This is a genomic window from Halodesulfovibrio oceani subsp. galateae (assembly GCF_055397225.1).
Map to the genome: position 1 here is coordinate 386,238 of NZ_AP042453.1, position 12,172 is coordinate 398,409.

General features: G+C 45.2%; 10 protein-coding genes. 6 read left to right on the forward strand and 4 right to left on the reverse strand.

The annotated features are described in order from the left end of the window. Nucleotides 1-87 precede the first annotated feature (87 nt). The 6 genes from ACZ5V1_RS01645 (at nucleotide 88) to ACZ5V1_RS01670 (ending at nucleotide 7,049) form a co-directional block, all read left to right on the forward strand. Nucleotides 88-822: a YkgJ family cysteine cluster protein gene (locus ACZ5V1_RS01645; protein ID WP_464390301.1), complete on the forward strand. Its 735-nt coding sequence runs from the start codon at nucleotides 88-90 to the stop codon at nucleotides 820-822. 5 nt (nucleotides 823-827) lie between these two features. After that, a complete protein-coding gene (aroL, locus tag ACZ5V1_RS01650) occupies nucleotides 828-1,361 on the forward strand; it encodes a shikimate kinase AroL (protein WP_464390302.1) in 534 nt (177 codons plus the stop codon). 55 nt (nucleotides 1,362-1,416) lie between these two features. Next, complete coding sequence (locus ACZ5V1_RS01655; RefSeq protein WP_160713980.1) at nucleotides 1,417-1,839, forward strand: universal stress protein; 423 nt, start codon at nucleotides 1,417-1,419, stop codon at nucleotides 1,837-1,839. Between the two features lie 103 nt (nucleotides 1,840-1,942). Continuing rightward, nucleotides 1,943-3,043 (forward strand): chorismate synthase, encoded by a 1,101-nt coding sequence (gene aroC / locus ACZ5V1_RS01660; RefSeq protein ID WP_464390303.1) that lies wholly within the window; start codon nucleotides 1,943-1,945, stop codon nucleotides 3,041-3,043. A 24-nt stretch (nucleotides 3,044-3,067) separates the two neighbouring features. Next, the gene (gene recD2 / locus ACZ5V1_RS01665) at nucleotides 3,068-5,269 is read left to right on the forward strand and encodes an SF1B family DNA helicase RecD2 (protein ID WP_464390304.1); all 2,202 of its coding nucleotides are present in this window, start codon (nucleotides 3,068-3,070) and stop codon (nucleotides 5,267-5,269) included. A gap of 247 nt (nucleotides 5,270-5,516) precedes the next feature. Continuing rightward, on the forward strand, nucleotides 5,517-7,049 hold the full coding sequence (locus tag ACZ5V1_RS01670; protein WP_464390305.1) for a sensor histidine kinase: 1,533 nt from the start codon (nucleotides 5,517-5,519) through the stop codon (nucleotides 7,047-7,049). A 12-nt stretch (nucleotides 7,050-7,061) separates the two neighbouring features. Here the strand turns inward: ACZ5V1_RS01670 and apgM are convergent, their stop codons facing one another. The 4 genes from apgM to ACZ5V1_RS01690 all read right to left on the reverse strand — a co-directional run bounded on the left by apgM (nucleotide 7,062) and on the right by ACZ5V1_RS01690 (nucleotide 11,351). Next, the gene (gene apgM / locus ACZ5V1_RS01675; protein WP_464390306.1) at nucleotides 7,062-8,258 is read right to left on the reverse strand and encodes a 2,3-bisphosphoglycerate-independent phosphoglycerate mutase; all 1,197 of its coding nucleotides are present in this window, start codon (nucleotides 8,256-8,258) and stop codon (nucleotides 7,062-7,064) included. Then, entirely contained in the window at nucleotides 8,258-9,547 is a 1,290-nt protein-coding gene (locus ACZ5V1_RS01680) for a homoserine dehydrogenase (RefSeq protein ID WP_464390307.1), read from the reverse strand. The genes apgM and ACZ5V1_RS01680 overlap by 1 nt, the downstream gene beginning before the upstream one ends. Then, a complete protein-coding gene (locus tag ACZ5V1_RS01685; RefSeq protein WP_464390308.1) occupies nucleotides 9,534-10,730 on the reverse strand; it encodes an aminotransferase class I/II-fold pyridoxal phosphate-dependent enzyme in 1,197 nt (398 codons plus the stop codon). Before ACZ5V1_RS01685 ends, ACZ5V1_RS01680 begins: the two co-directional genes overlap by 14 nt. Nucleotides 10,731-11,003: 273 nt before the next feature. Next, nucleotides 11,004-11,351 (reverse strand): DVU0772 family protein, encoded by a 348-nt coding sequence (locus ACZ5V1_RS01690; RefSeq protein WP_464390309.1) that lies wholly within the window; start codon nucleotides 11,349-11,351, stop codon nucleotides 11,004-11,006. Between the last annotated feature and the right edge of the window lie 821 nt (nucleotides 11,352-12,172).

Sequence of the window (12,172 nt, forward strand, 5' to 3'; positions counted from 1 at the left end):
TTGTTGACAGTAATGGTCATAATGTGGCTCTGTTGCAAAAAAATAGATGTGATAATTTTCTTTTGGTATAACGGATAAGGATACATTTTGGTTTCAGAAACAAAACAAGAACGAGTTATTCGCAAGGAAACATTTACCGCTTTGTTCAATGAGTCGGAAATGTTGCCTGAGCTGTTGTTTGAGACTCCGGAAGAAGCAGCGGGCAGCATTGCTGCCCTTATGCGTGGTTTTTGGAAATTTGTGGATGACAGTGTTGAACGTGAAGTGCCGCACCATACACAAACCTGTGCCAAGGGATGCAGCTATTGCTGTTCTCAGCCTATCTTCATGGATATTTTTGAGGCTGTGGCTTGTATCCACTGTATGGAAGGTGACGATATAGCAACGGCATTTGCGGAGGGTTTTCCAGCATGGCAGGAAAATTTTACACCGCAACAGCCAGTGTTATGGAAAGCATTACAGGAAGATAAATGGGACGAGTTGGGAACGCTGACAGAAAAATTGACTGCGCCCTGTCCTTTTTTATTGAATAATGAATGTTCATGCTACGAAGCACGCCCGATGGTGTGTCGTACGTGGGTTTCAAAGAAATTTAAATTCCTGTGCAGAATGAACCCATCCAATATAAAGTATACCCTGAAATGTCAGGATGCAGTGCATGACGCATACAACCGTGTGTTGCTGCATATTGCCACGTCTTTTGAAATTCCGTTAGCTGCGGGCGGCTGGACAACACTGCCTCTTGCTTACAATTCTGTGGAAGGAAACGGCGCAGAGTTATTGAAACATGCGATTGCTAAACATTTAACCTACAGCAGGTAAGCGACGTGGAATGTTCAAAGCGGATATATCTTATCGGTTCACGAGGATGTGGTAAAACCTCTGTGGGAGTGGGACTGGCAAAACGTTTAGAATGCAGTTTCATAGATACTGATGCGTTTTTATGCGAGATGCAGGGCAAGAGTGTCAGTGAAATTGTCGAATCTGAAGGCTGGGATGCATTTAGAGACTGTGAATCTGCAGCGTTAATTGCTGCTACTGGAGACAGTGCGCCGGTAATTGCTACGGGTGGCGGCATGGTGTTGAGAGAGCAGAACCGTACGTTCATGCGTGAACACGGTGTCGTTATTTTTATTGATGTACCACCCACTGAGCTTGCCCGACGCTTGAATGCAGATCCTTTGGATGCCCAGCGTCCTTCATTAACAGGAAAATCTCTTGTTGATGAAATCAAGGAGGTACTAGCGGCACGGATGCATTTATATGACGAATCATCACATATAACGGTTGATGGTACGCAGTCTGTTGAGGAAATTATTGATAACATCATGGAACTACTTGAAACTAAACCAATTTCATAGTTAGATACTCCATAATCAAAAAAATATATTCCTAACACGATGCGAGGAGAACAATATGAAGATCGAAAAGGTTCTTGTTCCGGTAGATGGTTCAGAATATTCCCGAAGGGCTGTTGAATATGCTGCAGATTTTGCATCAATGGTCGGAGCTTCTGTTGTATTGCTCACGTGTCGTTTAGAAGTAACATCGCTGTTGAGTAAGGAATTGTATGAAAAGGCAATTACCGATCTGGATGCACATGCAGAAGAACTTTTAGGACCATATAAAGACATATTCGCTAAAGCTCATGTGTCGGTTACGGAGATGGTTCTTGGAGGAATTCCTGAAGATACTATTATGCAAGTAGCGAAGGGCGAGAACTGTGACATAATCATTATGGGTTCTCGTGGGTATTCAGACATTAAAGGCTTGTTCCTTGGCAGCACAACGCATAGAGTGCTGCAACTTGCAGAGTGTCCTGTAACAGTGATTCGTTAAGAAATAATTTTTCAGTATATATCGGGGAATTTTTCATAATGAAAGATTCCCCTTTCTTTTGTTTGAACGGCAACCATTGACGATTTTTAGTAAGGAGCCTGATATGGGCGGTAATACGTTCGGCACATTGTTTCGCTTAAGTACGTTTGGCGAATCTCACGGTGCGGCTTTGGGCGGCACTATTGAAGGTTGCCCATCCGGTATTGCATTAACAGAGGCGGATATTCAGCGTGAACTGGATTTACGCAAACCCGGTCAGGGTGGCATTGCTGCTACCGCACGCAAAGAAGCAGACGCAGTGCGCATTCTTTCCGGTGTGTTTGAGGGTAGAACAACCGGCACACCTATAGGGTTTATTATTGAGAATACAGACCAACGGTCACGCGACTATGGCGACATCATAGAAAAGTGGCGACCGGGTCATGCAGATTTCGGATTCGATCAAAAATATGGATTTCGTGACTACCGCGGCGGCGGACGTTCTTCCGGACGTGAAACCGTAAGCCGTGTTGCTGGCGGCGCAATTGCAATGCAACTTCTAGCAACGCAGGGCATTAGTGTGAATGCATACACAGTTGAAGTTGGCGGCATTGTTGCTTCTACAATAGATGCAACAGGAGCACAGAAGCGCCCCTACTTTGCAGCGGATGACGCAATTGTTGATGCGTGGAATGAACGAGTAAAAGCAGTGAAAAAAGATGGCGATACCCTTGGCGGTATAGTGCAGATTGAAGCTGTCGGCGTACCTGCCGGACTCGGTGAGCCTGTTTTCGATAAGCTTGATGCCTTGCTTGCGCATGCTCTTATGAGTGTAGGAGCGGTGAAAGGTGTCGAAATTGGGCAGGGCTTTGAAGCTGCACGTATGTTGGGAAGTGAAAATAACGACGGCATGAATGCTGAAGGATTCACATCAAACAACTGCGGTGGTAGCCTTGGCGGCATTTCAAACGGTATGCCTATTATTGCCCGTGCCGCAATTAAGCCTATTCCATCCATTGCAAAAGAACAGCATACAGTCACACGCAGTGGTGAGCCATGCACTATGCAGATTAAAGGGCGTCACGACATCTGCGCTATTCCGCGTGTTGTGCCTGTTTTAAAATCTATGGTCGCACTTGTGCTTGCAGATTTACTGCTACAGCAAAGTAAGCAATTTTTTTCGCCTGTTTCGGGCGTTGTAGAACCCAGAGGGTTTGACGAATAATATAACTGCCAGTACATGAGCTACATGCAACCTACCTTACCTATCGATAACAATCCCCAGAGTGCCGCCAATCTTGATGGCACTCTGGAACGTATAGTCTTTCATAATGAAGAGAATGGCTATTCTGTGCTCAGGTTTAAAACCGCAGCAGGGGATAACTACACTGTTGTGGGAAATATTGCAGATCCACAAGTCGGGAGTTCTTTAAAGCTTACCGGCGAGTGGGTGGATAACGCAAAATTTGGACGGCAGTTTAAAATGCTTACGTATGAAACCAGTCTTCCGGCTGGTCTTGTAGGTATCCGTCATTATCTTGCATCCGGTCTTATCAAGGGCGTCGGCCCCAAGACTGCTGAACGCATTGTTGAAGCCTTCGGCGACGACACCTTTGCGATTTTGGATAATGAACCCGAAAGGCTTTCAGCGGTAAAAGGTATTGGTAAGCGTACAGCGATAGGTATTCAAGAAGCATGGTCAGAGCATCGTGGCATCCGCGATCTTATTATGTTTCTGCAACCGCATGGTGTTTCCACAGCGTACGCAGTCCGTATCTATAAGTTCTACGGAAAACATGCGCTGAGTGTTGTTCAGGAAAACCCATACCGTCTTGCTATGGATATTAGCGGGATCGGGTTTGTAACAGCCGACATCATTGCTCAGAAAATTGGATTTGAGGTGGATTCTCCTTTGCGTGCAGAGGCGGGCACCTTGTACATGCTCACTAAAACATCAGACGAAGGGCATGTGTACTTTCCGTTTGATGCGCTGGTGACTAAGACATCCGATAATTTGAATATTCGAGCTGATCTCGTTGAAAATGCAATCGAAATTCTCGAACGTGAAGATCGAGTTGTAATCGAAGAGCTTTCCAACGGGCAGGTTGCTGTCTACCGCACACGATTCCACGCATATGAATCCGGCATTTCGACCTACATAAAAAAGATTCTTGGTTCGCCGAAAACTGTGCTTATCAAAAATCCGAATGAAATTGTTGAAGAGGTTGTAGCAAATCTTGGAATCAATTTGGCTGAAGAGCAGCTTGAAGCTGTGCATACTGCTGTCCGCAGTAAGATGATGGTGCTCACAGGTGGGCCGGGTACTGGTAAAACAACAATTACCAAGGCCATTGTGCAGTCGTACAAGAAGCTCAAGGCAAAAATTTTGCTGTGTGCACCAACGGGGCGTGCGGCTAAGCGCATGTTTGAAACCATCGGGGTGGAAGCAAAAACTATCCACCGTTTGCTGGAATACTCTCCACGCGAAGATGGCTTTCAGCGTAACGAAAACAATCCCCTTGCGTGCAGCCTTATTGTGATCGATGAATCTTCCATGATGGACACCATGTTGATGTTCCATCTGCTCAAAGCTATTCCGCTTGGCGCTACCGTAATCTTTGTCGGTGATGTACATCAGTTGCCATCTGTTGGCCCGGGCAACGTTCTTAAGGACGTTATTTCATCCGGCGTTGTGGATGTGGTTGAACTGCATGAAGTTTTCCGTCAGGCGCAGGAATCAGATATTATTACCAACGCGCATAAGATTAACGCCGGCGAAGTACCATTTTTGGAATCTTCCAAGGAACGGTTGTCTGACTTCTATTTCATCCGGCAGGATGATCCAGAGCGTTGCGCAGCAATGATTGTGGATTTGGTAAAGAATCATATTCCGCGTCGCTTCGGTTTCGATGCAATTGATCAGATTCAGGTACTGACACCAATGCATAAGGGTTCAGCTGGCTCCGGCAATCTGAACCACTTGTTGCAGGAAGCATTGAATCCGCAACCATTGTGTCTGAAGCGCGGCGATCGTGAATATCGTCTTGATGACAAAGTTATGCAGCTGCGTAACAACTACGATAAAGACGTGTTCAACGGCGATATCGGGCGTATCTGCGTGGTAAATACTGAAGACAAAAAGCTTACAGTTCGATTTGATGATGAAAAGAACGTCATCTACGATTTTAACGAATTGGATGAACTGGTTCCGGCATACGCAATATCGATTCATAAATCGCAGGGGTCTGAATATCAGGCTGTGGTTATTCCTGTGCTTACTCAGCATTATGTATTGCTTCAGCGTAACCTGATTTATACCGGTGTAACTCGCGGTAAGAAACTTGTTATTCTTGTAGGTGCCTCAAAGGCGCTTACTATAGCAATTAAGAATAACAAAATGCAAAAGCGTTTTACGTATCTTGCCCAGCGGTTGAGTGAATTTTTGCAGTAGTTTTTTATTGGGACTGTGTTGACCTCGTTTCTATAGTCCAAATCGCTGCCGCCGGTGGGTGCGACCTAAAGAATATCAATCTCTCTGATTATCAAAATAGTCAGAGAGATTTTTTTTATAATGAAATTTGAGAGCTTTACAGCGCGTTAAACTGGTGGCTATGGTACGGAAAATTAGCATAGCAAAGATGAACAGTGCGGGGATGTCTGTCGTCTGGTGGGGCACCGAAAAACAGCGGGAGTATAGCGTGACTGTTTCAACCAATGTGCTGACAATGGAAGATGATCCTGTAGTGCGTGAAACCATTGCGGCATATCTTGCGGATGAAGGATATACGGTAACACAGGCTGAAAGCGGACTACAGGGACTTGCTCTGGTTCGAGAAAAAAAGATTGATGCAGTTTTGCTTGATTGGCGTCTTCCGGACATCTCAGGTGGAGAAGTGCTTTCAAAACTTGGTAGTGTTAACCCGACACTGCCGATTATTGTTGTATCCGGAACTGATGAAGTCGGTGAAGTTATTGAAGCGTTAAAGCGCGGCGCATGGGATTACCTGCGTAAGCCGCTTAAGAATATGGATATACTTATAGATGCGATTGAACGTAATCTCACCAGAGCACAGCTGCTACGAGAAGCTGCTTTGGAAGGAGAGCATCTAAAAGAGCTTGTTCGTAGCCGCACAGAAGAGCTTGAACGAGCAAATGCACTTTTGAGACGAGAAGCAAAAGAGCGGCAGGAATATGCCGCAGCCTTAACAGAGAGTGAAGCTCGTTTCAGGCAGCTTGTAGAGACAGTACGTGAAGCATTCTTTGTACGTAATGCGAAGACCAAAGAATTTACGTACGTTAGTCCGGCAGCAACAGAGATGTTTGGATTTACGCCGGATGAATTTGCATTGAATTCTAGTTTGGTGCTCGAGTTGCTTCATCCTGAAGATCGGGAAGAAGCAACAGAGAGAATTTTGCAAGTATACGAAGGGCAGTCGCCTGGAAGTTTTGAATATCGTTTTTTGGTGGGTGCAGAAAAAGAAGTAAAATGGATTGGTTTTCGTATCTTCCCCGTAAGTGATTTTAACGGTGAAATATACAGACATGTAGGTGTAGCCGAAGATATTACGGAACGAAGGCGCGCACATGACGCCTTATGTGCCTCCTTAAGAGAGAAGGAAATTTTATTTAAGGAAGTGCATCACCGGGTGAAGAACAATCTGCAACTTGTTTCCAGCCTGTTGAGTCTTCAGGCGCAGCGCATTTCAAATTTGGAAGACCGTGAGCGTTTTCTTGATTCGCAACGGCGCATTCAGTCCATGACTTTGGTGCATGAAGAGCTTTATCGTACAGATGATCTTTCCTGTATTGATTTTAGCTATTATGTAGAACAGTTGGCACGACGCATTGAACAGGCTTTTTCTGCAGTTGTTCCGGTAGAATTGGTTGTGGACTTAGAACGAATTCACTTATCTGTTGATACCGCAGTGCCGTGTGGACTGATTCTCAATGAACTTATTTCCAACGTGTACAAACATGCGTTCATCGGTAGGTCACACGGAAGGCTGTATCTGTCAGCTGGGCTGCGTGACAGCTCAATCGTTCTTAAGGTTGTTGATGATGGCGTAGGGTTTCCTTTCCAATTTGATATAGAGGAATCCAACTCGTTAGGTATGCAGGTTGTTCATGCTCTTGTTGAGCAATTATCTGCCGATCTTATTATTACGACCGACAGAGGGACTGAGTTTGAACTAACATTTTCTGATTCAAGTTTGTGTATGTTGCCATCATAGCAAGATAAATTTCTAGATAGTAAGGTCTTGAAGTGTGTCGAGAAGGAGTGTGTCTTTAGTTAGATGCACTCCTTTGTTGCATTCTGCTTCTGTGAATCTACGTACGGATGTCTGTAACGGGAGCGCATGGTGGTAGGCAACGAATGGAACAGCTCCATGAGCATGGGCTTTTGTGGCGGCAGGAGTGAGATGATCAGTTGTGACTGTAATACACGCATCCGGCATCTCCTTTAGGAGAAGTGGCAACAGCTCTTGGTCAATTCGCTCTATGGCATTTTTCTTACCGGCGGCATCGCCAAGGTGCCCGCAATGATCTGGAGCTTCAACATGAATAAACGCGATGCTGTTGTCTGGTTCTTGAAGGAAGGTAAGCGCAGCCTGTGCTTTTGCTTTAAGATCTGTGTCTGGAAGTCCGGTAAAAGACGGATGTGATATGACCTCCATTTCAGCCATATGTCCAAGACCATGGAGGAGAGGAATGCCGGAAACGATGCAACCGTTTGTTTGGTGCAGGGTCGCAAAGGCGGGCAACGTGTATGGGCTACCTTGTCCCCAAAGCCATAAGGCATTCGTTTTGGAGGAGCGTTCTGCAAGAATTGCTGAAGCTTTTTTGATGATATTCTGTAACGGAGCCGGATAGCAACTGAGCTTTGTGTCCAGTGAGATACCTTGCAGCATATGCGGGCCGGAGGTGGCAAATGCAGGGAGCCCTTGTTCACCATTGTTTTGGTTGTGCTCTTCAAGATGCAACCGCCCGTTTCTTTGAATCAACAAGTGGCGATATGTTTTGTTTGCGACAAAGGTAAAGGATTTGTCGCTGCATTCCGCATTCAATGCCTGTATCAGAGCTTCTCCTTCTTTTTGCGTGATGGAAGAAGCACAAGGTGCAGTAATGGTTCCGTGCCTTGTATGGCAGAAGGTAACGCGCCAGACGAGGTCATCTGCAGAAACGGAGAGGCCAAGCGCTGCGGCTTCAATGGGGGCACGTCCGTTATGGTACAGGGTAGGAGAATATCCGAACAGAGACATATTACCCACGTCGGAATCTGGGCTGTATCCCTCGGGAATAGTATAGCAAAGACCCGCCACACTGTGGCGGGTCATAGAATCTAAAACAGGAGTCTCTGCTAGTTCCAAAGGCGTACCTTCGGGACACAAAGACGGGTCGTCTGCGGCGCCGTCAGCTATGCAGACTATGAATTTTTGCATTACAGAATCCGGTAGAATACAGGCTCTTCGAGAACAAGCCCTTTTTCTTTCATTCCTTCCACTGCTTTGTGAACAGCTTCTGCGCGTGCTTCGTGTGTAAGGAATACAACAGAAGCAGTGGTTTCAGTACCGTCTTTCTGAATAGCCTGAGCTATGGAAATTTCCTGTTCAGCAAGGGTACCTGCCAGATCGCGCAGTACGCCCGGTACATCCTGTACCATTACGCGGAAGTAGTACTGTGAAGTAGCGTCTTCCGGAGCAAGGATATCTGCAAGTGGGGGAACCTGTTTCACGTAGCCGGTGTTGTTAGGATTTGCATCACGGGCAATGGTGAGAATGTCACCAATAACTGCACTCGCGGTTGCAAGATCGCCAGCACCCTGACCATGCATGAATATAGGACCACACGCGTTGCCTTCAAGACGGACTGCGTTGTACGCGCCGCCCACACGGGCAATAAGCAGGGTGTGATGCACCAGCATAGGGAATACGCCAGCTTCGATTTTGCCATCTACGCTGCGAACCTGACCCAGCAGTTTTACACGGTAGCCGAATTCACGGGCAAATTCGATATCCTGAGGATGAATGTTGGAAACACCCACAACAGGTAGTTTGGTGAATGGATATTCAACACCGAAAGCGAGACGGGTGAGCAGGCACAGTTTGTGTGCAGCATCAAATCCTTCAATGTCCAGAGTCGGGTCTGCTTCTGCAAAACCAAGCTCCTGAGCCGCTTTAAGAGCGGTGTTGAAATCAAGCTTTTTAGTGGTCATCTCGGACAGGATATAGTTTGCTGTACCGTTAAGAATACCCACAAGGCTCTGTACCTGATTGCCAGCAAGATTCTGCTTTAAGCTGTCCAGTATAGGGATAGCGCCGCATACACTTGCTTCGTATGTAAGATGTACGTTGTGTTCTTCTGCAAGTGCAAAGAGGTCATGACCATCTTCTGCAAGCAGTGCTTTGTTAGCAGTAACAATATGCTTACCTGCTTTAATAGCAGCGGTGATAAGCATTTTTGCAGCGGTAAGGCCGCCGATCAGCTCAACAAGAACATCAACTTCCGGATCGTTAACAAGGATGTCCGGATTGTCCGTAAGTACTGTCCCTTCTGGAAGGTCAGCAGCACGTGGCTTGGATAAGTCGCGTACGAGAACAGATTTTACAACAATCTCTCTACCGGTACGTGCAACAATAGAATCACGGTTTTCTTTAATAACTTTTAGAAGACCACTGCCAACAGTACCGAAACCGGCAATGGCTAAAACGAGGGGTTTATTCCTTGGCACAAATACATCCTTCTTTCTGGAAAAACTTTTTTATTCCACGACACGCCTGATTAATGCGGTGCTCATTTTCAATAAGTGAGAAGCGAACATAATCGTCTCCGAAGTGACCAAAACCAAGCCCCGGTGAAACCGCAACCTTAGCTTCAAGCAGCAGGGTTTTTGCAAATTCTACTGAACCTAATTTCTTGAATTGTTCAGGAATCTCTGCCCATACAAACATGGTGGCTTTTGGTGAAGGAACATCCCATCCTGCACGTCCAAGACCATCAATTAATGCATCGCGGCGTTTTTGGTATACTTCGACTATTTCATGCACGCAATCATCAGGACCGTTTAATGCAACCGTCGCAGCAATTTGAATTGGTTGGAAGATACCATAATCAAGATAAGACTTGATTCTGGTAAGTGCGTGAACCAGCTTTTTGTTGCCAGCACAAAAACCGACTCTCCAACCAGCCATAGAATAGCTTTTTGACATGGAGTAAAATTCTACCCCTACGTCCTTAGCACCTTCTGCCTGAAGGAAGCTTGGAGGAACGTAACCGTCAAAGGTGAGATCTGCGTACGCCATGTCATGAATGACATACACATTATACTTTTTAGCCCAGTCTACGACTTTTTGAAAAAATTCAGGGGTTGCCAGCTCAGTTGTCGGATTGTGCGGATAACTGAGCATAAGCACTTTAGGCTGCGGCCACGTTTGTTGTGTGGCGGTTGTCAAATCCTCAAAAAAATCTCGTCCCTTACCTATTGGAATCCTACGGACATCTGCTCCCGCAATAATAGCGGCGTATGTATGGATAGGATAGGTCGGGTCCGGGGCGAAGACTACATCACCCGGTGAGAGCATAGCAAGAGCGAGATGCGCAAGGCCTTCCTTGGCTCCCATAGTTGCAATAGCTTCAGTATCCGGATCAAGATAGACATCATATTTTCTTTGATACCAGTCACAAATAGCTTTACGCAAGTTCGGAATGCCCTTGGAAGCTGAGTAACGATGGTTAACGCCTTTGTGTGCCGCTTCTGTAAGCTTCTCCACGATGTGATCGGGTGTGGGAAGATCAGGGTTTCCCATGCCCATATCGATGACGTCGATATTCTGATGTCGCAGTTCCATTTTTAAATCATTAACAACTGCAAATACATAGGGTGGTAATCTGTCGATTCTTGGGAATTCGTTCATAGCGCGTATATCCTCTAGGCGTTTTATTTTTTCCTAGAGTACATATTGAAGCTGCGCCTGTAAAGTCAATGAGAGCGGTGTGTTTGGGGGGGAATGGGTGATACTTGTGATTTTATCATCAGAATAATAGATATAAAATGAATAAAATCTCAAAAATTTTTTGAATAAAAAAGAGAAAATAAAAAAGAACCGGTAGCAGCCCCGATGATGCTACCGGTCCAGGGAATTACCGCCAATATTCACATCTAATGAATGAGGGGTAAGGAGGTCGATTTATTCTTGATAGAGCTCTTTTTTGAGCCACTTTTTAATATCGGGTGTAGGTTCAAATAATCCTTTCAAGTCACCGAATTCGGCGAGGAAGGTATTTGCGACACGTGGTGGTAAAGGTACTTCAATAAGATCTATTGCTGCTTCGGAGTTACGACGGACTAGTCGAACAACAGGTCGATCTCCCCAAGTGTCCACTACAAAATATGTTGAGTAATCTGATTTCGAACGTACTGGAGGGTATTCAGCGTGGTAGTCGTTGTTTCCCCACTCAAGGTACATTGTTACAGCATGTTCGGGACTCATGTTCCAATCAATTTGTAAATCACTGAATTGTGAAAGGTTGCTCATTTTTCCTCCAATATTATCAAACGCTATGTGATCCTGTCCTGAATAAAGTGGCGGGAAGAACTGCCACACTCTTCCCGCCATATTTTGCCTGTGTAGGTAAGGAATGCTTTTTCGTTGTGTTGGGTAAATAGTAACTATTACCATCTAAGAGTCAAGCGAAAAAGTTGCATAAAATTGCTCAAATCTCACATTTTTTAATTTTAGTCTTTTTTATTAATAAGATAGGTTTGCATGTGAAAGAAAAGATAAGAATTCAAAGCAGGTGGGAAAACAGTAAATTGCATGTAAGTACGTACATTAAAGAAAGTACAAAGTGCAAAATTGTTACGGGATGCAGCACATAATTATAAAATAATGCACTTTTCGATTTTGCTGCGCTAAGTAGGAATTACGAATAATCCGTATGGCTGGGGCGTTTTGTATGAAATGCTTTATGCTGATTGCACCTTACTAATAGATATATGGTGCAAATACAGATTGAGTTGCAGCATTGCTCATTTTCGCTTGCAGACCCGTTCGCCTCCGTCTCTAAATGACTGCATAAGATGTAATAAAAGTTATTTTGGAACCAACCATAATAGAGAGAAATTTCCGGTACCTAGATATCGGTTCTGGTGTGGTATTGTTTACATGATGGAGATGCACGGATCATTACAATCAGAATAGAGCAAACTGAATAGTCAAACAGTTTTAAATGCTTGACCTGGTATTGGTTTTATGTGCTTATAGCGTCGCTGGAGAAGTCCTCTTTCTTTATAGATGTTGCTTTGTGGGTCGAAGCGCATCGTTAGGTTGAGGCAATGAGTACGCTCCCACCGTGA